The sequence below is a fragment of the Methylobacterium aquaticum genome, assembly GCF_001043915.1.
GTDB lineage: Bacteria > Pseudomonadota > Alphaproteobacteria > Rhizobiales > Beijerinckiaceae > Methylobacterium > Methylobacterium aquaticum.
Genome location: NZ_LABX01000045.1, coordinates 1 through 25,884, shown reverse-complemented (window position 1 = coordinate 25,884; position 25,884 = coordinate 1). Strand labels below are relative to the sequence as shown.

General features: G+C 70.3%; 28 protein-coding genes. 20 read left to right on the top strand and 8 right to left on the bottom strand.

The genetic code is table 11. The annotated features are described in order from the left end of the window. Positions 1–68: 68 nt before the first annotated feature. Together VP06_RS06085 and VP06_RS06080 are read right to left on the bottom strand one after the other, a co-directional pair. Positions 69–1,004, bottom strand: coding sequence for a DnaJ C-terminal domain-containing protein (locus VP06_RS06085; protein ID WP_048462935.1), 936 nt, complete (start codon positions 1,002–1,004; stop codon positions 69–71). Positions 1,005–1,302: 298 nt separating this feature from the next. After that, complete coding sequence (locus VP06_RS06080) at positions 1,303–1,785, bottom strand: RT0821/Lpp0805 family surface protein (protein ID WP_053081553.1); 483 nt, start codon at positions 1,783–1,785, stop codon at positions 1,303–1,305. A gap of 79 nt (positions 1,786–1,864) precedes the next feature. Between VP06_RS06080 and pdxH the strand changes: the two genes are divergently transcribed. The 6 genes from pdxH (at position 1,865) to VP06_RS06050 (ending at position 5,796) form a co-directional block, all read left to right on the top strand. Next, complete coding sequence (pdxH, locus tag VP06_RS06075; protein ID WP_082167204.1) at positions 1,865–2,524, top strand: pyridoxamine 5'-phosphate oxidase; 660 nt, start codon at positions 1,865–1,867, stop codon at positions 2,522–2,524. 171 nt (positions 2,525–2,695) lie between these two features. After that, the gene (locus VP06_RS06070) at positions 2,696–3,418 is read left to right on the top strand and encodes an SDR family NAD(P)-dependent oxidoreductase (protein WP_048462933.1); all 723 of its coding nucleotides are present in this window, start codon (positions 2,696–2,698) and stop codon (positions 3,416–3,418) included. Further along, positions 3,411–4,415, top strand: a complete 1,005-nt coding sequence (locus tag VP06_RS06065) for a hypothetical protein (protein ID WP_048462932.1) — start codon at positions 3,411–3,413, stop codon at positions 4,413–4,415. The genes VP06_RS06070 and VP06_RS06065 overlap by 8 nt, the downstream gene beginning before the upstream one ends. After that, positions 4,412–4,906: an NUDIX hydrolase gene (locus tag VP06_RS06060; RefSeq protein WP_048462931.1), complete on the top strand. Its 495-nt coding sequence runs from the start codon at positions 4,412–4,414 to the stop codon at positions 4,904–4,906. The genes VP06_RS06065 and VP06_RS06060 overlap by 4 nt, the downstream gene beginning before the upstream one ends. Next, positions 4,903–5,337, top strand: a complete 435-nt coding sequence (locus tag VP06_RS06055) for a TIGR02301 family protein (protein ID WP_048462930.1) — start codon at positions 4,903–4,905, stop codon at positions 5,335–5,337. Before VP06_RS06060 ends, VP06_RS06055 begins: the two co-directional genes overlap by 4 nt. Positions 5,338–5,532: 195 nt before the next feature. Then, positions 5,533–5,796: a hypothetical protein gene (locus VP06_RS06050; RefSeq protein ID WP_048462929.1), complete on the top strand. Its 264-nt coding sequence runs from the start codon at positions 5,533–5,535 to the stop codon at positions 5,794–5,796. A gap of 523 nt (positions 5,797–6,319) precedes the next feature. On the opposite strand, the gene msrB is transcribed toward VP06_RS06050, so the two are convergent. Further along, positions 6,320–6,730, bottom strand: a complete 411-nt coding sequence (gene msrB, locus VP06_RS06045) for a peptide-methionine (R)-S-oxide reductase MsrB (RefSeq protein ID WP_048462928.1) — start codon at positions 6,728–6,730, stop codon at positions 6,320–6,322. A 160-nt stretch (positions 6,731–6,890) separates the two neighbouring features. On the opposite strand from msrB, the gene VP06_RS06040 reads away from it, so the two are divergent. The 4 genes from VP06_RS06040 to VP06_RS06030 all read left to right on the top strand — a co-directional run bounded on the left by VP06_RS06040 (position 6,891) and on the right by VP06_RS06030 (position 8,252). Further along, entirely contained in the window at positions 6,891–7,121 is a 231-nt protein-coding gene (locus tag VP06_RS06040) for a hypothetical protein (RefSeq protein WP_048462927.1), read from the top strand. A gap of 329 nt (positions 7,122–7,450) precedes the next feature. Continuing rightward, the gene (locus VP06_RS06035; protein WP_048462926.1) at positions 7,451–7,816 is read left to right on the top strand and encodes a hypothetical protein; all 366 of its coding nucleotides are present in this window, start codon (positions 7,451–7,453) and stop codon (positions 7,814–7,816) included. Continuing rightward, complete coding sequence (locus VP06_RS36015) at positions 7,795–7,935, top strand: hypothetical protein (RefSeq protein WP_156295476.1); 141 nt, start codon at positions 7,795–7,797, stop codon at positions 7,933–7,935. The genes VP06_RS06035 and VP06_RS36015 overlap by 22 nt, the downstream gene beginning before the upstream one ends. Continuing rightward, positions 7,932–8,252, top strand: a complete 321-nt coding sequence (locus VP06_RS06030; RefSeq protein ID WP_048462925.1) for a hypothetical protein — start codon at positions 7,932–7,934, stop codon at positions 8,250–8,252. Before VP06_RS36015 ends, VP06_RS06030 begins: the two co-directional genes overlap by 4 nt. A 29-nt stretch (positions 8,253–8,281) precedes the next feature. Here the strand turns inward: VP06_RS06030 and VP06_RS06025 are convergent, their stop codons facing one another. Beyond that, positions 8,282–9,442 carry a YihY/virulence factor BrkB family protein gene (locus VP06_RS06025; protein ID WP_048462924.1) on the bottom strand — a complete coding sequence of 387 codons (1,161 nt, stop codon included), beginning with the start codon at positions 9,440–9,442 and terminating at the stop codon, positions 8,282–8,284. Between the two features lie 129 nt (positions 9,443–9,571). Then, complete coding sequence (locus VP06_RS06020) at positions 9,572–10,228, bottom strand: GntR family transcriptional regulator (protein WP_048462955.1); 657 nt, start codon at positions 10,226–10,228, stop codon at positions 9,572–9,574. Positions 10,229–10,427: 199 nt separating this feature from the next. On the opposite strand from VP06_RS06020, the gene dctP reads away from it, so the two are divergent. From dctP to VP06_RS05990, 6 genes are all read left to right on the top strand, one after another. After that, the gene (gene dctP, locus VP06_RS06015) at positions 10,428–11,447 is read left to right on the top strand and encodes a TRAP transporter substrate-binding protein DctP (protein ID WP_048462923.1); all 1,020 of its coding nucleotides are present in this window, start codon (positions 10,428–10,430) and stop codon (positions 11,445–11,447) included. Beyond that, positions 11,444–12,097 carry a TRAP transporter small permease gene (locus tag VP06_RS06010; protein WP_048462922.1) on the top strand — a complete coding sequence of 218 codons (654 nt, stop codon included), beginning with the start codon at positions 11,444–11,446 and terminating at the stop codon, positions 12,095–12,097. The genes dctP and VP06_RS06010 overlap by 4 nt, the downstream gene beginning before the upstream one ends. After that, positions 12,094–13,446, top strand: a complete 1,353-nt coding sequence (locus VP06_RS06005; RefSeq protein WP_048462921.1) for a TRAP transporter large permease — start codon at positions 12,094–12,096, stop codon at positions 13,444–13,446. The genes VP06_RS06010 and VP06_RS06005 overlap by 4 nt, the downstream gene beginning before the upstream one ends. A 148-nt stretch (positions 13,447–13,594) precedes the next feature. Then, positions 13,595–15,001, top strand: a complete 1,407-nt coding sequence (locus VP06_RS06000) for a malonyl-CoA decarboxylase (protein WP_048462920.1) — start codon at positions 13,595–13,597, stop codon at positions 14,999–15,001. A 104-nt stretch (positions 15,002–15,105) separates the two neighbouring features. Further along, positions 15,106–16,629 (top strand): malonate--CoA ligase, encoded by a 1,524-nt coding sequence (locus VP06_RS05995; RefSeq protein WP_048462919.1) that lies wholly within the window; start codon positions 15,106–15,108, stop codon positions 16,627–16,629. A gap of 181 nt (positions 16,630–16,810) precedes the next feature. Next, positions 16,811–17,665, top strand: coding sequence for a PhzF family phenazine biosynthesis protein (locus tag VP06_RS05990; RefSeq protein WP_048462918.1), 855 nt, complete (start codon positions 16,811–16,813; stop codon positions 17,663–17,665). 11 nt (positions 17,666–17,676) lie between these two features. Here the strand turns inward: VP06_RS05990 and VP06_RS05985 are convergent, their stop codons facing one another. Both VP06_RS05985 and VP06_RS05980 read right to left on the bottom strand, forming a co-directional pair. Further along, a complete protein-coding gene (locus tag VP06_RS05985; RefSeq protein WP_048462917.1) occupies positions 17,677–18,963 on the bottom strand; it encodes a methyl-accepting chemotaxis protein in 1,287 nt (428 codons plus the stop codon). A gap of 195 nt (positions 18,964–19,158) precedes the next feature. Further along, positions 19,159–20,268 carry a branched-chain amino acid ABC transporter substrate-binding protein gene (locus VP06_RS05980; RefSeq protein ID WP_048462916.1) on the bottom strand — a complete coding sequence of 370 codons (1,110 nt, stop codon included), beginning with the start codon at positions 20,266–20,268 and terminating at the stop codon, positions 19,159–19,161. A gap of 295 nt (positions 20,269–20,563) precedes the next feature. Here VP06_RS05980 and VP06_RS05975 point away from each other — a divergent pair, with 295 nt between their 5' ends. Beyond that, on the top strand, positions 20,564–21,532 hold the full coding sequence (locus VP06_RS05975) for a D-2-hydroxyacid dehydrogenase family protein (protein ID WP_048462915.1): 969 nt from the start codon (positions 20,564–20,566) through the stop codon (positions 21,530–21,532). A gap of 29 nt (positions 21,533–21,561) precedes the next feature. On the opposite strand, the gene VP06_RS05970 is transcribed toward VP06_RS05975, so the two are convergent. Beyond that, positions 21,562–22,731: a polysaccharide biosynthesis/export family protein gene (locus VP06_RS05970; protein WP_048462914.1), complete on the bottom strand. Its 1,170-nt coding sequence runs from the start codon at positions 22,729–22,731 to the stop codon at positions 21,562–21,564. A 256-nt stretch (positions 22,732–22,987) separates the two neighbouring features. On the opposite strand from VP06_RS05970, the gene VP06_RS05965 reads away from it, so the two are divergent. The 3 genes from VP06_RS05965 to VP06_RS34530 all read left to right on the top strand — a co-directional run bounded on the left by VP06_RS05965 (position 22,988) and on the right by VP06_RS34530 (position 25,819). After that, complete coding sequence (locus VP06_RS05965; RefSeq protein ID WP_048462913.1) at positions 22,988–24,250, top strand: hypothetical protein; 1,263 nt, start codon at positions 22,988–22,990, stop codon at positions 24,248–24,250. A gap of 20 nt (positions 24,251–24,270) precedes the next feature. Then, positions 24,271–25,077: a Cof-type HAD-IIB family hydrolase gene (locus VP06_RS05960; RefSeq protein ID WP_048462912.1), complete on the top strand. Its 807-nt coding sequence runs from the start codon at positions 24,271–24,273 to the stop codon at positions 25,075–25,077. A 100-nt stretch (positions 25,078–25,177) separates the two neighbouring features. Continuing rightward, a complete protein-coding gene (locus tag VP06_RS34530; protein ID WP_156295475.1) occupies positions 25,178–25,819 on the top strand; it encodes a leucine-rich repeat domain-containing protein in 642 nt (213 codons plus the stop codon). Positions 25,820–25,884 lie beyond the last annotated feature (65 nt).

Sequence of the window (25,884 nt, the reverse complement as noted above, 5' to 3'; positions counted from 1 at the left end):
TTCCTTAACCGACGCCCGCGGGCGACGGAAGTGCGCCGGCTCCGGTAAAGCGGCGAACGCCGTGATGGTCAGCTCGCCGCCGTGGCGGCCCGGCGCTTGCGGGCGAACTCCATCAGGGCCTCGTCGGCATTCGCCGGCAGGGTGACGGCGACGGTGGCGAGCAGGTCGCCGCGGGTGCCGTCCTTCTTCGGCAGGCCCTTGCCGCGCAGGCGGAAGACCCGGCCCGAGCTGGTCATCGCCGGGATCTTCATCTCGACCGCGCCGGTCAGGGTCTGGATCCGGATCGGCCCGCCCAGCACCGCATCCTCCAGCGGGACCTCGGCGGTGGTGCGCAGGTCCGATCCATCGACCTGAAAGCGGGGATCGGGAGCGAACCGGATGGTCAGGAGCGCGTCGCCCGGGTCGGCGCCCTGGGCGCCGGGATAGCCGAGGCCGCGCAGGCGGATCACCTGACCGTCGACCACACCCTTGGGCACCACCGCATCGACCTCGCGGCCGCTCGGCAGGTTGAGCCGCAGCTTGGTCTCGTTGGCGACCTGATCGAGGGTGACGGTCAGCTCGGCGGCGACGTCTTCGCCCTTCTGGGGTGCGGCGCGCCCGGCCCCGCCGGCGGAGCGGAACGCCTCGCCGAACAGATGCGAGAAGATATCCTCGCCAAAGCCGCCCGCCGCGCCGCCGCCCGGCCCGGCCCGGCCGCGGGCCATCGATTCGAAGTCGAACCCGCCGCCGCCACCGCCGCGGCCGGCGGCGCCGCCGAAGCCCTCGAAGCCGGTGAAGCGGGGCTTGCCCTCGCCGTCGATGGCGCCGCGGTCGAATTGCTCGCGCTTCTTGGCGTCGCCCAGGATCTCGTAGGCTTGGTTGACCTCGGCGAAGCGGTCCTGCGCCTTGGCGTCGTTCTTGTTGCGATCGGGGTGGTAGGCTTTGGCGAGCTTGCGGAAAGCTTTCTTGATCTCCGCCTCGTCGGCCGAGCGGCTGACGCCGAGTACGTCGTATGGGTTGCGCATGGCGATCCGATGGCGATTCGAGCGGCCCGGTTCCGGTGCGACGCGCCCGGGCGCGGGTCCGCCTGCGTGAATAAGGTGAGCCCTATCTGGCGACCGTGTTGCCGGATTGCAACGCAGGCGGAAGCGGCAAGCTCCTAAGGCAAGCCGCTAAGGTATGTCACTTCGTGAGCCGGCGCCATGTGAGCCGGCATCACCCCGGACGGTTCGCGAAAAGAATAGCGTGGATCTCCCCGCTCCCACGGGTCGGACGCGGCCTGCGCCCTCTCGCAGGCCACGGGCGCCCTGTCACGCCACCGCCTCACCCCGGCTTGGCCGTCGTCTTGAGGCTCTTGAGCTCCCAGGCGCCGCCCGAGGGGCGGCAGCCGGTGCCGCGCACGAAGCGGTTGCCCCCGGGCCCGATCACCGAGGCCAGGAAGCCGCGGCAGATCTCGTCGTTCTTCACGAAGGGCAGCCCGGTCGGGTTGACCATGCCGCGCATGCCCGAATCCGGGTTGTCCCACTTCACCGGCTGGCCGTTGCCCTGGGGATCCAGGGCGACGGAGAGCGCCGCCTTGGCGCGGCGCCAATCCTCGCCCGAGAGATCCGGGCCGAAGCTCTTCGGAGGGGGTGGCGCGATGCTGCCGGTGCTCTCCGGCTCCGGCGGCGGCGCCACCGCCACCTGTGGCGCGAACATGATGAGCGGCTGGCTGCACCCGCCGACCGCCAGGATGCCGCCCAGGCCGCTCGCCGCGACGACGAGCCCGAGCGTCACCGAACCGACTTTACACGCACCGCGACGCATCACACCTGTTCTCACGACCGGGCGGCCGCCACGACGCATGAGGATGCGACGCCGGCCCGCCCCCGGTTCCGGTTGTCACATGAGCTGGGAGCCATGCGGGCGCACCAGCCACCTGGGTAAGGACGATGCCGTGCACGGGTTAACGAAAGATGATTTCACCCAGAACCCGGATCCCTGGGGTCTGTTCCGGCAATGGTTTGCCGAAGCGCAGACCTCGGAGCCGGAGGATCCGAACGCCATGGCGCTCGCCACCTGCGACGCCGACGGGCTGCCGGACGTGCGCGTCGTGCTCCTCAAGGACGCCGACGAGCGCGGATTCGTGTTCTACACCAACACCCTGTCGATGAAGGGGCAGGAGCTGTCGGACAATCCGCGCGCCGCCCTGGTGCTGCACTGGAAGAGCCTGCGCCGGCAGGTGCGGGCCCGCGGCACCGTGACCACGGTCAATGATGCGGAGGCCGACGCCTATTTCGCCACCCGCGCCCGCGACAGCCGCCTCGGCGCCTGGGCGAGCCGCCAGTCGCAGCCCCTCGACAGCCGCGAGACCCTGATGCGGGCGGTCGAGGAGGTGGGCACGCGCTTTCCCGGCGAGACCGTGCCGCGCCCGCCCCACTGGACCGGCTACCGCATCGCCCCGGTCTCGATCGAGTTCTGGCAGGACGGCGCCTACCGCCTGCACGACCGGGTGCGCTTCACCCGCCGGGGCGACGCCTGGGAGGGCAGCCGCCTGTATCCCTGACGCGCAAGATCCCTGACCTCCAAGCTTTGCTGCGGCGCGGCAAGCCCTGGATTTTAGCGGCCCGGAGCCCTACCCTGAGGCTCCTGGCGCCGCGCCCGAACCGGCGGCGCCCCGCACCGGACATCCCGAGGAACGGCCGTGGCCTCATCGTCGAACGAACGCCGCCGCGTGATGCTGCTCACCGGCGCGAGCCGCGGCATCGGCCATGCCACCGTGAAGCGCTTCTCGGCGGCCGGGTGGCGCGTCATCACCTGCTCGCGCCACCCCTTCCCGGAGAACTGCCCGTGGGAGATGGGGCCCGAGGATCATCTCCAGGTCGATCTCGCCGATCCGGGGGACACGGTCCGCGCCGTCGAGGAAGTGGCCGGGCGGCTGGAGGCCGAGGGCGGGCTGCTGCATGCCCTGGTCAACAATGCCGGCATCTCGCCGAAGGGAGCCGGCGGCGCCCGCCTCGGCGCCATCGATACCCCGTTCTCCGACTGGCAGCGGGTGTTCCAGGTCAATTTCTTCGCACCCATCCTGCTCGCCCGCGGCCTGTGCGGGGAACTGACCCGGGCCCGCGGCTCGATCGTCAACGTGACGTCGATCGCGGGCTCCCGCGTCCATCCCTTCGCGGGGGCGGCCTACGCCACCTCAAAGGCAGCGCTTGCCGGCCTGACCCGCGAGATGGCGTCGGATTTCGGCCCGCTCGGCGTGCGGGTGAACGCGATCTCGCCGGGCGAGATCGACACCTCGATCCTCTCGCCCGGCACCGACAAGCTGGTGGCGCAGATCCCGCAGCGGCGCCTCGGCACGCCGGACGAGGTGGCCAAGGCGATCTACTTCCTGTGCACCGAAGCCTCGTCCTACGTGAACGGCGCCGAATTGCACATCAACGGCGGCCAGCATGTCTGAGAGGGCAGTTGTCGCCCTCAGCGTCCTGCTCCTCGCCTCGCCCGCCGCCGCCGAGCCGCGGGTCGCACTCCTCGACCTGCCCTTCCGGGTGACGCAACTGCGCGATGCCGGCAGCGAGGCGGCGCTCGCCGTCACCACCGCGGGGCTGCCACAGCTGCCGCGCAAGGCGGGTCCGGTCGCGGTCGCGTGGGGCGAGACCGGTGCGGCCGTGCTGATGCTGTCCGGCGACCGGGTGACGGCCGTCCCCCTGCCTCTCGACGCGATCGAGGGCCTGACCGCCGGCGAGACGCCGAAGGGCGCGGTGCCGGGCACGCGCCGGGTCCTGGCGGGACCGGTCAGCGCCTATCTGTCGGGCCCGAGCCGCGCGGCGGATGGGCGCCCGGGTGCCGCCGGGGTGACATTGCGCGAGCGCCAGACGGTGACGATGAGCGCCGATCCCAAGCCCGTGCCGGTGGCGACCGCCACGGTGCCGCCGGGCGCGGGCGCGGTGTTTTCCGCCGATACCCTGCGGCCGGTCGAGATCGACGGCGCCCTCAACCTGCTGGCGCTCAGCGAGCGCCCGGAGGGGATGGGCCTTGCGGTGATCGGGCGCCAGGGCGGCGTCTGGCGCGTGCGGGCCGAGACCCCGTCCGAGCCCGGCCCCCTCGCGCTGGCAGCCGACCTGCCGGGGCCGATGCCCGGCGCCGTGCTGGTGCGCGGCGAGGAGGGCCGGCTCGAACACTGGAGCCTCGCGGGCGGGACGCCGGCGCGGCAGGCCCGGAGCGCCGACGGCAAGAGCTTCTCCGCCCCCGGTGCCGCGCTCGGGGGCGAGCTGGTGGTGGCGAGCCGGGACAGGACCGCCCTCGCCTATCTCTCGCTGAAAAACCTGACCGAGCGCACCCGCGCGGCTTTGCCGGCGCCGGTCGGGGCGGGCCTCGCTGTGCTGGGCCGGCAGGTCGTGGTGGCGTTGGCCGACGGGCGGCTCGCCACGGTGCAGGATGGAGATGCGCGGCCGTGAGCGCCGAGCCCGAGGACCCGGCTTGGCGCCGCCGCTATCCCCTCCGTCCCTTCATCGCCGCCTCCGCGGCCGTCGTGCGTGACGGACGGGTGCTCCTCGCCGCCCGCGGCCAGGAGCCGATGCGCGGTGTCTACACCCTGCCGGGTGGCCAGGTGGAGACGGGCGAGACCCTGGCCGAGGCGGCGCTCCGCGAGCTGCACGAGGAGGTCGGGGTGGTGGCCGAGGTGGTCGCCGGGCTGACGCCCCTCGAAGTGATCGAGCGCGATGCGGACGGCGCGGTGCTGCACCATTTCGTGATCCATCCCCATGCCGCCCGCTGGCGCTCGGGCGAGCCGACGACCGGGCCGGAAGCGCTCGACCTGCGCTGGGTGACGCCGGCGGAGGCGCGCGACCTGCCGACCACCAGGGGACTGCACGGCGTGATCGCCCAAGCCCTCGCCGCTGTCGGGGACGAGGCATCGAGGGACGATGCACCGGGTGACGCGGCATGAGGCGCGCCATCATCCTGGCCGCCTGCCTGGTCGCGGCGCTGCCCGCCCTCGCGCAGCAGACCAAGCCGAAGCCCGCGCCCAAGCCTGCCGAGAAGGAGGCCCCCGCCCCGCCCCCGCCGGCCGACACGCCGGCTCCCTATGATCGCGACCTCCTGCGCCTGTCCGAGATCATCGGGGCGCTGAGCTTCCTGCGCGAGCTGTGCGGCAGCCCCGATGCGCCGGAATGGCCTGCCCGGATGAAGGCCCTGCTCGATGCCGAGGGCACCAGCCCGGGCCGGCGCGACCGCCTCGCCGGGGCGTATAACCGCGGCTATGGCGGCTACGCCGTGACCTACCGGGTCTGCACCCCCTCGGCCGTGGAGGCCGCGACCCGCTACATCGCGGAGGGCGAGCGCCTGTCGGCCGCCCTGGCCGGGCGGTTCGGCGGCTGACGGCTCCCTGTTGCGGGTTGGCCACAACTGTGGCGCCCGTGTCGATCAGAGAGGCATTCTCGCGGCGCCATTAACCTCTTCGCAATTCCTGGCTGGCCCGGCGCCGGGCGAGGGCCTATGAATCGGATCATCCCACGAGGCCGCTGCGGATCCGAGACCGCCGTTCTCGCCAGAGACCCGATCTCAAGGCTGTCGATGACCGAGTTCGAAACCCACGACCCCGCCCGCGATTCCGACCAGGAGGCGAAGCGCGCTGCCCTGAGCTACGTCTCGGAGGCTTTCGCGGAAGGCTGCCTGGACGGGATCGACGGAGACTGCATGGCTCAGGCCGCCCTGTTCGCGGCCTTCCAGGAGCTGGTCCAGACCTATGGCGAGGAGGCGACCGCCCGCTACGCCGAAGGCTTTCCCGAGCGGATCCGCGGCGGCACCTACACGGTGCGGCCCCAGGCCCGGCATTGACGCCCGCGTCGCGGACCCGTTAACGATCGGGGCCCGGAGGATCGCCGCGCGCGTTCGCCGGCCCCCTCCGCGATCCGTCCCCCGTCTGTGATGCCCGCACCGGGTCACCGGACGCGCAGGGGCGGGCATCACGGGGCAGACGGACGCGCGCTCGGGCGGCCCGTCGAGACACGGCCAGGCAACCGTCTCACGGGCCTGCACCACCCCGATCCGCACCAAACCTCTCTTGCCTCGCCAAGCCGGTCGCACCGCCGACCACTCCCACGCTTCAGCCGATCCCGCCGGGCGCCGATTGACGCTATCGGCCCAAGATGCTGACGCATCGGGCCGATGATCCATCTCACATTGTCGATACGAGAGCGCTTCACGATCGCGTTGCAATCGCGAAGCTTCTCTAGCTCTTTGATTTTGACGCATTTTCTACGACGAACTGGTATTCACTTCGTCGGAAAATGCTCTAAGCCAAAAGCTGAGCGAAACGTGGAGAACGGAACCAAAGGTCGTTTTCTTTCGACCGTTGGCATCACTCCTGCGGCTCGAACCCCATCGCCGCTCCGTTCATGCAGTAGCGCAGCCCCGTCGGGGCCGGGCCGTCGTCGAAGACGTGGCCGAGATGGCCCTTGCAGCGGGCGCAATGCACCTCGGTGCGGGTCATGAAGAACGAGCGGTCGGTCTGCGTCTCCACCGCGCCCTCCAGCGGCGCGTAGAAGCTCGGCCAGCCGGAGCCGGATTCGTATTTGGTGCCGGATTCGAACAACGGCTGGCCACAGCCGGCGCAGACGAAGGTGCCGGCGCGCTTCTCGTGGTTGAGCGGGCTGGTGCCGGCCCGCTCGGTGCCGTGCTCGCGCAACACCCGGTACTGCTCGGGCGTCAGCTCGCGGCGCCACTCGGCCTCGGTGCGGGCCTCGGCGGTGTCGGTTTGGTGGGCGGCCATCGGGGCCTCTCCTGATGCTTCGCTGAGTCTCCGGTGGACCCAAGATGGTGGTGGACGCCGCATCTGGCGAGAGGCTGCGGCTGTAAGCGCAGCGCACAAAGGTCACACCGCAGCGCAACCCCGCTTCGGCCCTTCGCGATCCCGGTCGGAAGCGGCTATCATGGTCTGGCTGAGCACGAGGGAAGCCGGCATGTCAAATCGCCCGTTCAGCGGTCCGATCGTCGTCGATGACGGACAGAACGGCCCGCGCCCGCATCTCGTGCGCGTCGTCCCGTGGACCGATGGCAACGGGAGGCGGGACCGATTCGCGTCATCTCAGTCGCGGACCGCAAGCGCCTATGACACCGGCCTCCCGGCCGGGCGCGACCCGAACGCGACGTTCCTGTACTGAGGCAACGGCACCGTCTTGACGATGAGCCAGGGGATCGTCGCCCGTCTGACCGGGCTCGGGGTGCCCTGGCGCACGCTTGGCCGCCGGTTCGGGCTTGGGCCGAGCCGCCCCCTCGATGCCGGTGACGACCGGGTCGCCCGCCCCCCGCGGGACCGGGAGACGAGGATCTCCGGATGACGGCGCCCTCCGACCTGGCCGGGCCTCCGTATCCCTATGGCCCCGATCCGCTCCTGCCGACTTGGGGCAGCGTCAAGGCGTGAGGTCTCGCCGTCCTGGCCCTGATCGGGGCCGGTCTCGAGGGCGGGATCGGCAGCGCTGCCGGGCAGCCGGTGAACGAGATCGCGCTCCTCGCGGTCCTGCCGGGCGCCTTGGCCGTCACCCTGGCTTTCGCGCCGGAGCCGGCGACACGCCTCGGCACGATGGCCAAGGATCTCCTCTGCATCGGCACCGCGGCGGCGCCGCTATGCGGCACCGGCATCCACGTCGCCATCGCGGCCGTGCCGGCCCTGCTCGCGGTCGCGGTCCTCCTGGACCGGCTGCTGCCGCCCGGCCTTGAGAGTTCCCGCCCGCTACCGCGGGAGGCCTGCGGGATCCCCCCGATGATCGCGAGCCTGACGAGTCTGGACGTCGCGACCGCCTCGCCTGAGAGCGGACCATCCTGCTCCTGCTTCCCGTGCTGCTGGCGGCGGGCCTGATCCTGGCCCTGCGGCCGACGCCGCGGGAGACGTCGGCCGCGATGCTGGCCTTCCTCTGGCAGGTGCCGGCCCTGCTCGCCCTCGATGGCGCCCCTATCGGCCGGGTCACCCCCTGGTGATCGCCCGCACCGGCGACGAGGAGCGGCACGTGATCGCCGGGGGCCTTTGCCTCGATGCCGGGATCGTTCTCCGGCGCAGGCGGGCCGGCGGCGCCGGACGGCTCGCCTTCCGCTGCGCCGAGACCGGCATCCGCGCGACGGGCATCGCCGCCCTCTCCCGCATCCTCGCACGGCGCAGCCTGCCATGGGCCGTCCTGGCTTGGACGATGCGGCTGCCGCTCGTCCTGCCGCTTCTCCAGGCCGCGACGTCTCCGGGGATCCGCGGACTGGCACTTGGCCGCGGCAGCGCGGTGGGGCCGCGCCGCGACGGGCCCTGACCCCCGCGCCGGATCGGCGGGGCTCGCTCTCACGCCGGCGCCCCGACCGTGTCGGCCATGCGCGCGCGGCGAGCGCCCATCGGCTCCTCCGGCCCCACGGTGGTGTCGCGGGCAGTCTGATGCTCCAGCTCGGCGTTGATCTCGCCACCGAGCAGCACGATCGTCGACGAGATCCAGATCCAGGTCATGAAGCCGATCGCGGCGCCGAGCGAGCCATAGGTCTCGTTGTAGCTGCCGAAATGCGCGACGTACCAGGAGAAGCCGATCGAGGCAGCGAGCCAGACCACCCCGGCGGCGAGGCTGCCGGGGGTGACCCAGCGCCAGCGCGGCAGGTCGCGGCTCGGCCCGTAGCGGTAAAGGAGTGCCAGCGCGAAGAGCAGCACGGCGAGGAGCGCCGGCCAGCGCAGCAGCGCGACATACCAGGCGGTCGGGCTGATCCGGATGCCGAAGGCCCCAAGGAAGTTCAGCGCCACCGGCAGCACCACGATGCAGCCGATCGCCACGATGACGAAGACCAGCGCCCCGAAGGTGAAGGCGAGCGAGCGCAGGTTCAGTTGGAGGAAGCTGCGCTTCTCCTCCTCCTCGTAGACGATGTTGAGCGCGTCGAACATCGCCTTCATGCCGGCATTGGCGCTCCAGAGTGAAATCGCGAGGCTGGTGAAGAAGGTGAGGCCGAGCGTGGTGCCGCCCTTGGCGGTGATGCGCTTGACCTGGTCGCCGATGATCTCCAGCGCGCCGGAGGGCATCACGCCCTGGAGCAGGGAGAGGTGGTCGTTGATGGTGCTCGGATCGGTGAACAGCCCGTAGAGCGACACCAAGGCCGCCACCGCCGGGAAGATGGCGAGCAGGGTGTAGAAGGTGACGCCGGCGGCCACCGACAAAACCCGGTCCTTCTGGAATTCGAGATAGACGCGATAGAGAACATCCTTCCAGCCCTTCGCCGGGATCTCGGTCGGCGCATCGGCCTTGCGGCCGCGCTCCACTTCCGTCTCCGCGACCCACTGGGCCGGGCGCCCGGAATAGGACTTGGCGCCACCGCCGAGATGCCGCGTCGGGTCAGGCGCCGCCTCCACCACGCCGTCGGGGCGCCGCGCGGTGACGAGGCGCACCAGGGCGAGGCCGAGGAAGACGGTCCACAGGGTCGAGGTCACGCCGGACGGGGCGGAACCGGAGCGGGGTTCGGGCGGCATCGCGACACCGGGGGAAGGAGGATCGTGTCGCCCACAAGCGTGGGCGCTCGGGATCACAACGTCGCGTCCCCGGGGTCGTTCCCCGTCAAAGAAAGCGCCGCAAGGTCAACGGGTTGACCTAGGTCAGGATCACGCCGCCGCGCTGCCGCCCGGCAGGCTGCGGATCAGCTCGGCGAAGCGGTCGCCCTGCACCAGAACGTGGACGCGCAGGCGCTCGCCGGCCAGCCCCTCGTCCCCGGCCAGGATCGCCTCCACGGCGCCCTCATGCTCGGCGAGGGACTGGCGCAGCCGGTTGCGGGCCCGAAGCTGGATGCGTCGGAACGGCGCCAGCCGCCGGCTCAGGCTCACGGCCTGCTCGCACAGGAAGCCATTGCGCGAGGCCCGGTAGATCACCGCGTGGAACACGGCGTTCTCGGCGTAATAGGCTTCCGTATCGCCCGAGGCTGCGGCGGCCCGGCAGGCATCGAGGGCCGCGACCAGCTCGTGCTGATGCGCGTCGGTCAGCCTCCGGGCGGCGAGGCGGCCGCAGGCGGCTTCCAGCTCCGCCATCGTCTCGAACATCTCGACGAGCCGCGCCGGCTCCGGAGTACTCACCACCGCACCGCGGCGGGGCTTCACGTCGATCAGACCGGTGACGGCAAGTTGCAGCAGGGCTTCGCGAATCGGGGTGCGCGAGACCCCGAACCGGGTCGCGAGCTGGACCTCGTCGAGCCGGTCGCCGGGACGCAGCACCCCGTCCACGATCTCGTCCTCGATCGTCTGCCGCAGCCGCTGGGCATGGTTCAGGGTGCCTGGTTCATTGCGCGTGGCCATGGCGCCTTCCTCCGCAGGGCGCAACCGGTATCGACTTTCGCGACATATGCACACCAGTTGACAAAATATACAAGAAGGGAGTCTTTTCCGAACGAGCCGCGGCGTGCGACGCCAGCCTGCCGCGCGTCAACGATAATCCCCGAGCCGAATGGCTCCCTCCGGAGGAACCGCCATGGCGATCACCCGTCGCTCCCTCGTCGTCGCCGGCTTGGCCGCCCCGGCCCTCATCGGCCTCGGGCGCGCCGCGCAGGCCGCCACGACGCTGAAGATCTCGCATCAATTCCCGGGCGGCACGATCGACGAGGGGGATTTTCGCGACCGGATGTGCCGCAAGTTCGCAGCGGCCGTGAAGGAGCGCTCGAAGGGCGCGCTGGAGGTCCAGGTCTATCCCGGCTCGTCGCTGATGAAGACGAACGCCCAGTTCAGCGCCCTGCGCAAGGGTGCGCTCGACATGAGCCTCTACCCGCTGCCCTATGCGGGCGGCGAGGTGCCCGAGACCAATATCGGGCTGATGCCGGCGCTGGTGACCTCCTACAAGCAGGCGATGGCCTGGAAGACGGCGCCAGTCGGCCGCAAGCTCACCGAGATCCTGCTGGCGAAGAACATCGTGCTGGTGTCCTGGGTCTGGCAGGCGGGCGGCGTGGCAAGCCGCGACCGTGCGCTGGTGCGGCCGGAGGACGCCAAGGGCCTGAAGGTGCGCGGCGGCTCGCGCGAGATGGACCTGATGATGAAGGCCGCGGGTGCCGCCACCCTCAGCCTGCCCTCGAACGAGTCCTACGCGGCGATGCAGACCGGCGCCTGCGACGCGGTCATCACCTCCTCGACCAGCCTGATCTCGTTCCGGCTGGAGGAATTGTCGAAGTCCCTCACCTCGGGCCGCGGTCGCTCCTACTGGTTCATGCTCGAGCCGATCATGATGTCGAAGCCGATCTTCGACGGCCTGCCACAGGACCAGCGCGACCTCATCATGGCAGTCGGTGCCGAACTCGAAGCCTTCGGCCAGGAGGGCGCGCAAGCCGACGACACGCGGGTCGAGCAGATCTTTTCCAAGGCCGGCGCCAAGGTCGAGACCCTCGACGAGGCGACGCTGAACCGCTGGCGCGATATCGCCCGCGAATCGGCCTGGAAGGACTATGCCGCCAAGTCGTCGTCCTGTGCCGAGATGCTGAAGCTCGCGGAGGCGGTCGCGTGAGCCACGCCTTCGACGCCGCCTCGGCGGCCGCAGAGCCGGAGCGCGCCGCCGCGCGGGCCCGGCTGCCCGGTCCGCTCGCGGCGATCGAGGCCGCGATCGGCGGCCTCAACCGGCTGATCCTGCTTTTCGGCGGCGTCGCCCTCGTCGCCGCCTGCCTGGTGCTGAGCTACAGCGTCGTCATCCGCTACGTGCTCAAGGTCCCGACCGAGTGGCAGGACGAGACGGCGGTGTTCCTCATCGTCGGCGCCACCTTCCTGTCGGCGGCCGGCGTCCAGGCCCGGCGCGGCCACGTCGCCATCGAGGCGCTGACCGGCCTCCTGTCGCCGCGGATCAACCGCCTGCGCCTCCTCTTCGCCGACGTGGTCAGCTTCGGGTTCGTGGCGTTCTTCGCCTGGAAGAGCTGGACGCTGCTGCACGAAGCCTGGGTCGACGGCCAGATCTCGCAATCGACCTGGGGCCCGCCGCTCTGGATTCCCTACTCGCTGATGGCGGTCGGCATGACGCTGCTGGCCTTGCAGTTCCTGCTCCAGATCGCCGAGGCGATCGCTCGTGGCCCCGAGGCCGCCGGCTTTGCCGACCCGAAGATCGGCCTCGGCGCCGATCTCGAACGCGCCAAGAAGCAAGACAAGCGGAAGGATGCCGCCCGATGAGCACCGCGATCATCGGCACGCTCTATGCCGGCGCCACCCTCGGCGCCATGCTCGCCGGCATCCCGATCGCCTTCGCGCTCGGCGCGGTGGCGCTCGTCTTCATGCTGGCTTTCATGCCCGGCGCCTCCCTCGATACGGTGGCGCAGAACGTCTACGAGGAGATGGCCTCGATCACGCTCCTGTCGATCCCGCTCTTCATCCTGAAGGGCGCGGCGATCGGCCGGTCGAAGGCGGGCCAGGACCTCTACTCGGCGATGCATGCCTGGATGCACAAGATCCCCGGGGGTCTCGGCATCGCCAACGTCTTCGCCTGCGCGCTGTTCGCCGCCATGGCGGGATCGAGCCCGGCGACCTGCTCGGCGATCGGCTCGGCCGGCATCCCGGAGATGCGCCGGCGGGGCTATTCCGGCGGATTCGCCGCCGGCATCATCGCGGCGGGCGGCACGCTGGGCATCCTCCTGCCGCCGTCGATCACCATGATCCTCTACGCGGTGGCGGCCGAGCAGTCGCTGGGGCGGCTGTTCCTCGCCGGCATCGGCCCGGGGCTGCTGCTGGTGCTGCTCTTTGCGGGTTATGCCGCCTGGCGCTTCCGGCGCGAATTCGCCACGGCGCGGGCGGCCTACGCGACCGGCGGGCCCGAGCACCCGATCCTGGCGGAAGACCGCTACTCGATGGCGGAGCGGTTCTCGACCCTGCCGCGGGTGCTGCCCTTCGTGGTGCTGCTCACCGGCGTGATGGTGGCGCTCTATGGCGGCTACGCCACGCCCTCCGAGACGGCGGGCCTCGGCGGCATTTTGGCGCTTCTCCTGATCGCGGCGATCTACGGCGTCTGGCGGGCCCGGGACGTCAGCCCGATCCTCACCGCGACCTTACGTGAATCCACGATGCTGATGCTGATCATCGGCATGTCGCTGCTCTACGCCTACGTGATGAGCTACCTCCACATCTCGCAAGCCGCCGCCGCCGCGATCGTGGCCCTGCATCTCTCGCCCTGGCTGCTGCTCCTGACCATTCTGCTCCTGGTCGTGGGCCTCGGCTTCTTCCTGCCGCCGGTCTCGATCATCCTGATGACCGCGCCGATCATCCTGCCGCCGTTGCGGGAGGCGGGGTTCGACCTGGTCTGGTTCGGCGTCGTCATGACGATCACCATGGAGATGGGTCTGATCCACCCGCCGGTCGGCCTCAACATCTTCGTGATCAAGAACATCGCCCCCGACATCCCGCTCTCGGAGATCATCTGGGGCACGCTGCCCTTCGTGATCCTGATGGCGGTGGCGATCCTGGTGCTCTGCGTCGCACCCGGCATCGCCCTCTGGCTGCCGGATCTGCTCTTGCCCTCGACCAAGTAGAGGCGCCACCATGGGCACGACCCAGGCCGGCACCGCGCGGCGGATGCGGCGCCTCTCCCTCCGCTCCGCGGCCTCCGCGGAGCCCCCTCTTCCGAAGAGCGGCGCAGCCCCCGACGCGCGGGGACGGCCCGGACGTGATGAGAGCGACATGGCGGCGATCTCGTTCCTCGGCGACCTCCTCCAGAGCATCTCGGACCGGGGCCGCGGGCTGATCACCTTCGGCCGCGGCGACCTCGCCAAGGCGAGCGTGGCCGAGGTGGTGAAGCTCTGCGAGGATTTGATCTCGCGGCGCGGCGAGGCGTCCGGGGTCGCGCTCGCCCGCATCATCCTCGACGGCTACGAGAGCTTCGGCCTGTCCGACCGCCACGACTTCCTGCGCCGGATCGCCCTCGATTTCGGGGCCGACCACGCGGCGGTGGAGAGCGCCATCGCGGCTTACGGCAAGGCGCCGTCCCGGGCGGCTCTGGGCCGCCTGCACGAGGCGGCCGAGCCGCGCTCGCAGGAGCTGATCCGCCGCCTCAACCTCGCCCGCGACGGCACGATCGCGCTGGTGCGGATGCGCGAGGATCTGTTTTCGCTACGCGACGCCGCCCGCAAGGCCGACACGCCGGACCCGGCCCTGGCCGAAGCGGTCGAGAGCCTCGATTCCGATTTCGAGCATCTGTTCGCGTCCTGGTTCAACCGCGGCTTCCTGGTCCTGCGCCGGATCGACTGGACCACGCCGGCCCATATCCTGGAGAAGATCATCCGCTACGAGGCGGTGCACGCGATCTCCGGCTGGGACGACCTGCGCCGGCGCATCGAGCCGCCGGACCGGCGCTGCTTCGCCTTCTTCCACCCGGCCCTCGTCGACGAGCCCTTGATCTTCGTCGAGGTGGCGCTCACCACCGGCATCGCCGCGGCGATTGCCCCGATCCTGGCCCATGACCGCCAGCCGACCGCGACCCGCGAGGCGACCACCGCCATCTTCTACTCGATCTCGAACTGCCAGAGGGGCCTGGCCGGCATCACCTTCGGCAACTTCCTGATCAAGCAGGTGGTGGAGGATCTCTGCCGCGAGATGCCGGCGCTGAAGACCTTCGTGACCCTGTCTCCGGTGCCGACCTTCCGCACCTGGCTCGATCGCGAGCGCCGGTCCGATGCGCCGCAGGGGCTGACGCGGGAGGATGTCGAGACCCTGCGCGCCCTCGACCAGCCCGACTGGCACGCCGACAAGGCGAAGGCCGACGCGGTGAAGAAGGCGCTGCTGCCGGCTGCCGCCTATTACTTCCTGCGCGCCAAGACCCCGCGCGGCAAGCCGGTCGACCCGGTGGCGCGGTTCCATCTCGGCAACGGTGCGCGGCTGGAGCGCCTGAACTTTTTGGGCGACGTCTCGCCCAAGGGCCTGTCGCAGGGCTACGGCCTGATGGTGAACTATCTCTACGACCTCGCGGCGATCGAGAAGAACCACGAGACCTACGCCAATCTCGGCACCGTCTCGGCCTCGCTGACCGTCAACCGCGAGCTGCGCCAGAACCTGCCGCCCGCCCGCGCAGTGGCCCTGGCGGAGGCGTGAGCCGAGCATTCCCCCTCTGCCCGCCCGCGGGGAGAGGAGACACCCGCGTTCTTCGAGTGGACGGCGTGGCCGCTCATCTCGCCGACGACTGAAGAGTCCCTTCCATGTCCAACCATTTCTTCGACATCGTCCGCTCCCGCCTCCCCGCCGATCCGCTGGGCAAGACGTTCCTCGAAACCCCTGAGGGCCTGCGCTGGAGCTATGCCGACCTGATCGCCGAATCCGGCCGCTACGCCGCCGCCCTGGTCGGCCTCGGGGTCGCGCCCGGCGACCGGGTGGCGGTGCAGGTCGAGAAGAGCCCGGCGGTGATCGCGCTCTATCTCGGCTGCGTGCGGGCGGGCGCCGTCTTCCTGCCGCTGAACACCGGCTATACCCCGGCCGAGATCGCCTATTTCCTCGGCGATGCCGAGCCGGCGCTGTTCGTCTGCGACCCGGGCAAGCGCGACGCGCTGAAGCCGGTGGCGGAGATGGCGGGCGTTGCCCAAGTCGGCACCCTCGACGCCAAGGGCGAAGGCACGATGGCGGCGGAGGCCGCGGGCCAGACCGGCGACTTCGCCGACGTGCCCCGCGCCTCGGACGACCTCGCGGCGATCCTCTACACCTCGGGCACCACCGGGCGCTCGAAGGGCGCGATGCTGACCCACGACAACCTGTCGTCGAACGCCCTGACCCTGGTCGAGTCCTGGCGCTTCACGCCCGAGGACGTGCTGATCCACGCACTCCCGGTGTTCCACACCCACGGCCTGTTCGTCGCCACCAACACGGTGCTGATGTCGGGTGCGGCGATGATCTTCTTGGCCCGGCTCGATCCGCCGCTGATCCTGTCGCTGATGGGCCGGGCGACGGCGCTGATGGGCGTGCCCACCTTCTACACCCGCCTCCTCAAGGAGCCGGGCCTGACCCGCGCGGCGACGGCCGGCATGCGCCTGTTCGTCTCCGGCTCGGCACCGCTCCTCGCCGAGACCCATCGCGAGTGGCAGGAGAGGACCGGCCACGCGATCCTCGAGCGCTACGGCATGACCGAGACCAACATGAGCACCTCGAACCCCTATGACGGCGACCGGGTCGCCGGCACGGTCGGGTTCCCGCTGCCGGGCGTGTCGCTGCGGGTGGTCGATCCGGAGACCGGCCGCGGGCTCGAAGCGGATCAGGTCGGGATGATCGAGGTGCGCGGCCCCAACGTGTTCAAGGGCTACTGGCGCATGCCGGAAAAAACCGCCGCCGAGTTCAAGGCCGACGGCTTCTTCATCACCGGTGATCTTGGCAAGGTCGATGCGCGCGGCTACGTCCACATCGTCGGGCGCGGCAAGGATTTGATCATCACCGGCGGCTTCAACGTCTATCCGAAGGAGGTCGAGACCGAGATCGACGGATTGCCCGGCGTGCTCGAATCGGCGGTGATCGGGGTGCCGCACCCGGATTTCGGTGAGGGCGTCACCGCCGTGGTGGTGCCGCGCGGCACGGAGGCGCCGAGCGAGGCGGCGATCCTCTCGGCCCTCGAAAGCCGGCTCGCCAAGTTCAAGCTGCCCAAGCGCGTCATCATCGCCGACGAGCTGCCCCGCAACACCATGGGCAAGGTGCAGAAGAATCTGCTGCGCGAGACGCATAAGGGGCTTTACGAGGGCTGAGCCGCGGGCTCGTTGTCCTTCGTTCACCGAAAAGCCTTTCCCCCTCCCCGTCATCCCGGGTATCGCCAAGGCTCGGCCCGGGAGGAACGGCGAGAGGGCCGCGCAAGTCCCGGTGGGACGAGCCAGGGGAATCAGGCAAACAGGCCCGTGGCGGCACCCGCCGCCGCCCGGAGGCCGATTCATGACCGCCCGATTCGCCCTGGTCGACGTGTTCCACGACGGGCCGTTCACCGGGAACCCGCTCGCCGTGGTGAGCGGCGCCGATCTCGACACCGCGACGATGCAGGCGATGACCCGCTGGTTCAACCTGTCGGAAACGGCCTTCCTGCTGCCGCCGACCGATCCGGCCGCGGATTACCGGGTTCGCATCTTCACCCTCGCGCATGAATTGCCCTTCGCGGGCCATCCGACGCTCGGCGCCTGCCACGCCTGGCTCAGTCTCGGGGGCAGGCCGCGGCAGCCGGGGCACATCGTCCAGGAATGCGGCACCGGCCTCGTGCCGATCCGGCAGGACCGGGACCGCCTCGCCTTCGCGGCGCCCAAGCTGCTGCGCGAAGGACCGGTGGACGAGGCGACGATGCGGGAGGTTCTGGCGGTGCTGCGCATCGCGCCCGAGCAGATCGTCGAGGCGCGCTGGGCCGACAATGGCCCCGGCTGGGTCGGGGTGATGCTGGCTTCAGCCGACGCGGTATTGGCCGTCGCGCCGGTGCGCCGCCACGAGGGCCGGATCGATATCGGCCTCGTCGGCGCCCACCCTCCCGGCGGGGAGATCGCCTGGGAGATCCGCACCCTGTTCAGCGACGGGGCCGGTGCCCTCGTCGAGGATCCGGTCACCGGCAGCTTCAACGCCGCGGTCGCGGGCTGGCTGCGCGAGACCGGCCGCGCCGCCGGCCCCTATGTCGCCGCCCAGGGCACGACGCTCGGGCGCCGGGGCCGGATCTTCGTCGATTACGACGGCGCCGACTGGATCGGCGGACGCACCCTCACGGTGGCGGAGGGCACGCTCGCCCAGGGGCCGGGCGCCGCCGGCGCCTGACCAAGCCCCGCTCAGGCAGCCCTCACCTCGGACAGGAAGCGGCCGATCGACTGGGTCAGAGCCGAGGTGTGGCGACCGAGGTCCTGCGCGACGCGCAGCATCGCGGTCGCGGCCTCGCCGGTCGCCCCGACATCCTTGCGCACGTCGCTGATGTTCCCGGAGACGGACCGCGATCCGGTCGCCGCCTGCTGGACGCTCTGGGCGATCTCGCCGGTGGCCGCGCCCTGCTCGCGCATCGCCTCCATCATGCCGAGCGCGGTGTCGCGCAGTTGCGTGATCGTCGTGCCGATCTCGCCGATCGCCGAGACGGCGCTGCCGGTGGCCTGGCGGATCTCCGCCACCTGCGTGCCGATCTCGTCGGTCGCCCGGCTCGTCTGACCCGCCAGGGCCTTCACCTCGGCGGCGACGACCGCGAACCCCCGGCCGGCTTCGCCGGCGCGGGCCGCCTCGATCGTGGCGTTGAGCGCCAGAAGGTTGGTCTGGCTGGCGAGCGAATTGATCATGCCGACGACCGCGCCGATCTTGTCGGCCGCCTGCGACAGGGCGTGGACCAGGGTGTCGGTCTGGCTCGCCTTCTCGGCCGCGGTCGCCGCCAGGTTCGAGGTATGGGACGCCTGCTGCGACAATTCGCGGATGGTCGCCGCCAGTTCCTCCGTCGCCGCCGCCACGGCATCGACATGGGTCGAGGTCTCCTCGGCCGATCCCGCCACCTCGGCGGAGCGCCGGTTGTTCCGGTCCGCCACCGAGGCGACGTCGCCGGCCGACGCCTGCAAGGCGTTGGCGCTCGTCACGAGGGTGTGGATCACCGCGTCGGTGTCCTCGCCGAACGCCTTGATCAGCCCGTCGATCAGGGCGGCACGGCGCTTGCCCTGCTCCGCCGACTCGACGGCGACGTGGATGTCGACCAGCGAGCCGCAGGCGCGCACCGGCTTGCCGGCCGCGTCGTGGACGACGCCCCCCGTCGCGCGGAACCAGCGGTAATGGCCGCCGCGGCATTTCAGCCGATAGGTGACGTCGTAGGCGCCCTTGTTCGCCACGTTGACGAGAGCCGCCCCGAAGGCCGCGAAGGTCGGAGCGACATCGTCCGGATGGAGCAGGTCGCTCCACGACTGCATCACGTCCGGAAAATCCTCCTTCGACGTGTAGCCCAGCAGCCGGCGGAATTCCTGCGACCAGGTCCAGCGGCTCTTCGGATGCGCGGCGTCCCCCTGGTACAGGATGGCATCCCAGAGACCGACCCCGGCATGCTTGCCGAGAACATCCATCAGCTCGTCGTTGCTGGAGTGGCGCTTGAACATGCAAAATTGGTCCTTTGTGTGCTAAATTTTTGCACACATAAACATCAATAAATCGTTAAAATTCGCATTATATTGCATCGCACCCATGCAAGCAGCCGCATGATCTCCAGCACTCCGCGCAACTGACCTAGAGTTGTTCCGACCAGAAAAGACAGTGCCGTTGCTTGCAATGAGCGACTGGTCGCGGGCCGCCGGTCAATTGGCGTAGGTGAAGGCACCGTCGCGCCAGACGTAGAGCACGTAGCCCGGCGCCGTCACGTCGCCCTTCTGGTCGAACCCGACATTGCCGAGCACCAGGTTGAACCGCTCCGCATGCAGGGTCTCGGCGACGGCCTTCGGGTCGGTGGACTTGGCGAAGGTGCCGGCCTCGACCAGCGCCTGGAGCGCGGCGTAGCCGTAGAGGGTGAAGCCGGCCGGGTCGATCCCGTCGGCCTGGAGCGCCTTCACGGCGGCGGCTGCCTCGGGTTTCCGGCGCAGGTCCGGGTTGAAGGTCATCAGCACGCCGTCGCTCGCCGGGCCGGCCAGCGCGCCGAACTCCTTCGTGGCGATGCCGGAGGTGCCGAACCATTGCGGGCGGTAGCCGGCTTCCGCCGCCTTGCGCACCAGCTTGCCCATCTCCTGGTAATGGCCGCCGTAATAGACCACCTCGATCCCCGCCCCTTGCAGGCGCTTGACGAGGGCGACGTCATCGGTCTGGCCCGGCACGATCGCGGCGAACAGGGTCTCGTTCTGGCCGATCTTGTTCAGGTTGGCCTTGGTCGATTCGGCGAGGCTCCGCGACAGGGGCGTGTCGTCGTAGAGGATCGCGATCTTCTTGTCGCGAAACCGCTCGGCCAGGATCGTGGCCGAGAGCCGGCCCTGGTCGTCCTCCCGTCCCGAGACCCGGAAGATGGTGGGCAGGCCGCGATCGGTCAGGCGGGCGGCGTTGGAGGCCGGGCTGATCATCACCGCGCCGGCCGCCGCGTAGACGTCGGAGGCCGCAAGCGACGCGCTGGAGCAGACATGCCCGATCACCAGCCGCACGCCCGCACGCACGAAGCGCTCGGCCACCGCCATCGCCTGGCCGGGGTCGCAGGCATCGTCCTGCACGTCGAGGACGATCGCCTCCCCGGCGAGGCCCCCACGGGCATTGGCGTCCCGGACGGCGGCCTGCACGCCCTGGAGCACCTGCTCGCCGATGCCGGCGACCGCGCCGGTGCGCGGAACCGCGACGCCGATGGTCACGTCGGCGCGGGCGGTCCCCGCCCCGCACAGCAGCGCTCCGATCGCCAGCCAGAGGGCGGCGACAGCCCTGGCGCGCGTCATCCCCGGCGCTCCCGCATGGTTCAGAACCACTCCGTCCTCCGGCCTCGATCCTCCGGCCGCTTAGCACAGCCGTCGCCCCTCTGTCCGTGCAAACCCGCCGTGCAAACCCGCGAAGGCGCCCGCTCTATCGGGCCCGAGCCCGCAGGGGCGCAAGGGGGCTGCGGCGCGTCAGGGTGCTGCGGCGAGCATAGCACGGCCCCGGGCTGGAACGCCTATCCGACGCCGGATATTGACGGAATCATGGCCGGCCGGGAACCGGCGGTCGGGGCCCGGCGCGATCGGTGGAAGCGGAACGATGACACACGGTGACGGGATCCGGGTCGCGGTGCTCGACGATTACCAGGGCGTGGCCGAGGGGCTGGCCGATTGGGGCAGCCTCGGCCCGGGGGTCGCGGTGGATTTCCTGTCGGAGCCCGTGCCCCGGGCGGAGGCGGCGGCGCGGCTCGCGCCCTATGCCGTGCTCTGCCTGATGCGCGAGCGCATGCCCCTCGACGCCGAGCTGATCGCCGCCCTGCCTGCCCTGCAGCTCGTGGTGTTCACCGGCGGGCGCAACCCGTCCGTCGACAGCGCGGCGCTGCAAGCCCGCGGCATCACCGTCTGCAACACCCGCAACGGCGAGGGCGGCATCGCCACGGCCGAGCTGACCGTGGCGCTGATGCTCGCCTGCGCCCGCAACCTGCCGCGGGAATTCGCCAACATGGCGGGCGGGCGCTGGCAGGACAGCGTCGGCGAGAGCCTGGAGGGGCGCACCCTCGGGCTTGTCGGCCTCGGGCGCATCGGGGCCCGGGTGGCGGCAGTGGGCCGCGCCCTCGGCCTGCGGGTGACGGCCTGGAGCCCGAACCTGACGCCGGAGCGGGCGGAGGCCGGCGGTGCCACCCTGGTGCCGCGCGAGGCGCTGTTCTCGGAGAGCGACGTCGTCAGCCTGCACATGGTGCTGGCGCCCTCGACCCGCGGCATCGTCGGCGCGGCCGAGATCGCCCGGATGCGCCGGGGCGCGATCCTGATCAACACCTCCCGGGGCCCGCTCATCGACGAGGCGGCGCTGCTCGCGGCCTTGGCGGAAGGCCGCATCCGGGCCGGGCTCGACGTGTTCGACCGCGAGCCCCTGCCCGCCGACCATCCGCTCCGCGCCGTGCCGAACGCGGTGCTGACGCCGCATCTCGGCTACGTCACGCAGAGCACCTACCGGATGTTCTACGAGGACACCGTCGAGGCAATCGCGGCCTGGCGCCGGGGCGCACCGGTGCGGGTGGTCACGCCCTGATGGACGGGCGGGCGCCGCGGCGCCCGCCCTCAGCGCACGCCGGCATAGACCGAGGCGCCGGCCGAGACCGGCGCGGTGATGGTCGAGAACACGCCGAGCACCTTCTGGACCTCGGTGAAGGGCGCGTTCGAAACGTAGACGAGATCGCGGTTGCGCATCCGGAACGCCTGGGAGACGAACAGGCTGTTGGGATCGCGCATGTTGATCCGGTAGACCACCGGCACGAAGTTCGAGGACAGGAGCGGGCTCGACGGGCGCATGCGGCGCACCACCGAGGCCGGCTCGAACCGGAAGATGAACACGCCGGCCGGGTCGGCCTGCACGTCCGAGAGGCCCCGCGCCTTGGCGAGCGCCTGGGCCAGCGTGATGCCCTCGGCGGCAAAGGGGATCTCGGCCTGGGCGCCGAGCGCGCCGACCGCCAGGAAGGTCTGGGGGTCGCGCACCAGGGTGAGCGTGTCGCCCGGGCGCAGGAAGATGTTTTCGCGCGGGTTGGAGACCACCGCGGTGAGCGGAACCGTCGCGGTGGTCGCACCGCGTGACAGCCGCACGAAGGTCTCGGAGACCGGGGCGCGCACGCCGCCAGCCCCCGCCACCACGTCGAGCAGCCGGTCGCCCTTGGTCGAGAGCGGAACGCGGGCGCCCGCCGTGACCTCGCCGGTCACCGTCACGGCGGTGCTGGTCGGCTGCACCACGGTGACGATCACCTGCGGCTCGATCGCCTTGCCGGCGAGTTCCTGCTCGATCTGGGTCTGGACGTCCTGGACGCGCTTGCCCGCCACCTGGATGCGGCCGGCATACGGCACGGTGATGGCGCCGTCGCGGGTGACGACCTGCGGCGGGATCGTGGCCGATTTCGAGCCGGAGGAGAACCGATCGATCGACAGGGAGCCGGAGAACAGGCCGCCGGTGCTCGCCTCGTAGATGGTCACCGCCACGGTGTCGCCGATGCCGATCACCGGCTCGACCGAGGGGCGGCGGTCGCCGAAGGAGGCGAGCAGGCTGTCGAGCGGGCGGCCGCGCAGGGCCTCGACCACCGCGGCATCGACGTCGACGATTTCGTAGCGGGCAAGAAGGCCCTGATCGGTCGCCACGTCGGCCCCCGACGCCACCGCGCTCGCCGTCGGGCCGGCCGCCGGCAGGAAGTTGGAGCAGCCCGAGACCGCGAGCGCGGTGCAGAGGGCGATCGGGAGTGCGCGCATCAGCGAGAGTGCTCGTCCTTACCTTGAGAATGGTCCCTAGCCGAGTCGGGGTCCCCTGTCCGTGGCCCCCGTGTCACACTACCCTCGGGAGCCCTCCCCTGACGCCGGCTTCCCCGCTAGACACAGGGCCCGAAGGACGGCGCGTGGCCTTCGGCCTGTCGTGCGGGCACGACAACCGTTACCACGCCGTGGCTACACGACACCCGTTACCACATTGCGGCGTTCGGACGGGGGTGACGCGGATGACAGGGCAGCGATGACCACACCAATCGGCTTCACGCCGCCCGATGCGGCGCCGCAGGGGTCGGAGCCCGTGCGGCGGCGGCACGTCGTCTACCTGCCGGGCTACGACCCCGAATCGAACAAGCGCTACCGGGCGCTGTTCGCCCGGGAGCTGGCCCGCTACGCCAAGCGCTTCGATCTCGGCTCACGAAAGGTCACTCGGGCCGAGACCCGGCCCGACGGCCTGGTGCAGACCTGGACCGTCGAGGCCGGGCAGCCCGGCCGGGAGACCCGCACCACCTACGACGTTCTGCTGTGGGACGACCTCGTGCGGGCGGATTTCCGCAGGCCGCTGCTCGCCTCGATGGCGCTCCTCACCGCCGGCATCCTGCACACCTTCGCGACCGGCAAGCTGGTCCGGCTCTACGCGCTGAACTGGAAATACGGGAACATCATCCTCTACCCGTTCGGCATGACGCTGATCCTGGCCGCCCTGGCGGCCCTGCTCGGCACCGGCGCCGCCCACCTGCTCGCCGGCTGGCTGCCGGGCCTCGCCGCCGGGGCGATCGGGGCGCTGTCCGCCCTCGGCCTGGTTCTGGCCGCCGTCCCGCTCCTCGACCGGATCTTCCTGCGCCAGCTCATCAACGATTGGGTGTTCAACTGGCAGCACAGCATCCGCTGGCGCCCGGATTACGAGGCCCGCTTGGACCTGTTCGCCGAGTACGTCGCAGGGGTCTACCGGGCGGGCGAGGTCGACGAGGTGCTGATCGTCGGCCATTCCTCGGGGGCGCTCACCGCCGTCGAGGTCGCCGCCCGGGTGCTGGAGCGCGATCTGCCGGAGGGGCCGCGCCTGTCGCTCCTCACCCTCGGGTCCGGGCTGCCCCTCGTGGCGATTCACCGGCGGGCGATCCAGACGCGGGCCGACGTGATGCGGCTCGTGACCAGCGACCGGCTGGTCTGGGCCGATTACCAGGCGCCGCAAGACTGGATGAACTTTCCGGGCTTCAACCCCGGCCGCGACCTTGGGATGACGCCCGAAGGCCCGGTGCGCAACCCGCTGATCCGCTCGACGAAGTTCCGCGAGATCATCGTCCCGGAGGTGTACCGGCGGATCTCGTTCCGGCCGTTCCGGATGCATTTCCAGTTCCTGATGGCCAACGACCTGCCGGGCGAGTACGATTTCTTCGCCCTGACGCTCGGGCCGCAAGCCCTGCGCGACCGGGTGATGAATCCCCGGATCGTTCCGCTGCGGCCCGAAACCGCGCCCGAGCCGGTGCCGGTGCACCGGGAGATCTGACGATCCGAGGAGACTGCCCCTTGTCCATCGCCCTGGTGGTCACCGATGTCGACGGCACCCTCGTCACCGGCGACAAGCGGCTGACCGAGCGCACGATCGGCGCCGTCGCGGCCCTGCGCGCCCGCGGCATCGCCTTCACGGTGGCGTCGAGCCGCCCGCCGATCGGCCTGCGCCCGCTGGTCGAGGCCCTCGGGCTCGCCCTGCCGATGGGCGCCTTCAACGGCTCGACGGTGGTGCGGCCGGATCTCTCCCTGATCGACGAGACCCTGATCCCGGAGGCCGCGGCGCGGGCCGCCGCCGCGCGCTTTGCCGCGGAGGGGATCGACCTCTGGGTCTTCGCGGAGGGGGCGTGGCTCGTGACCGATCCGGACGGCCCCTATACCGATCTGGAGCGCCGCACTCTCCAGGCCGGCCCCCGCGTGGTCGACGACCTTGCGCCGCATCTCGCCCGCGCGGCGAAGCTCGTCGGCGTCTCCCGCGACCACGCCCGCCTCGCCGCCCTCGAGCCGCGTCTGGCGGAGGAGATCGGCGACGGCGCGGCAGTCCACCGCTCACAGGTCTATTATCTCGACGTCACCCCGCCTCATGTCGACAAGGGCCACTTCGTGGCCCGCATCGCCGGGGATCTGGGCATCCCGCTCGACCAAGTGGCGGTGCTCGGCGACATGGCGAACGACACGGCGATGTTCGCCCGCGCCGGCCTGTCGGTCGCGATGGGCAATGCCAGCGACGCGGTCAAGCGGGCCGCGACCCAGGTGACGGCGACGAACGAGGCGGAGGGGTTTGCGGAGGCGATCGAGCGGTTCGTGCTGGGTGGGGCGTCGTGACAGCCTGTCGCCGGGGCATCGATGCTTGATGCGCGGGTCTTGTGCACCTTAAGTTGAGCCTGGGGCTCGGCTGGGGGTGGGCGTGGCGTCGTCAGGACGGGTGTCGCCGGACAAGGCGTTTGCCGAGGCGCAGGTGAGGATTGCGGAGGAGGCCGTTCGGCGCACGGGCGCGCTTGATCTCACGGATTTGCCGCTCCGGGATGTGCCGAGGGACTTGTTTGATCTGGATCATTTGGTTTCCTTGCGATTGGGATACGGAATTTTTGTCGTTGATAGAATTCAATTAAATATAAATAAATTTTCGGATCTTCTTCGCACAATGGTGAATATTAGAGATTTACATGTGCGATATAGCGACATAAATTGTTTGTCTTTTGTATACAATCTAAAAGACTTGATAATTATTGATGTTGGTGGCAACGTCAATTTAGAAGATATTTCGCCCCTGTCCGGACTGCCCAATCTGCAGCAGGTCAACTGCAGCGGCACACAGGTGAGCGATCTGTCGCCCCTGTCCGGACTGCCCAATCTGCAGCAGGTCGACTGTGGCGGCACACAGGTGAGCGATCTGTCGCCCCTGTCCGGACTGCCCAATCTGCAGCAGGTCGACTGCTTCAACACACAGGTGAGCGATCTGTCGCCCCTGTCCGGACTGCCCAATCTGCAGCAGGTCGACTGCTGCAACACACAGGTGAGCGATCTGTCGCCCCTGTCCGGACTGCCCAATCTGCAGAAAGTATAATCATTCGACAGAGAGGAGACAGACAGAGCGCCCCAGTTCGAACTACCCAAAGTCATGCACAGAAA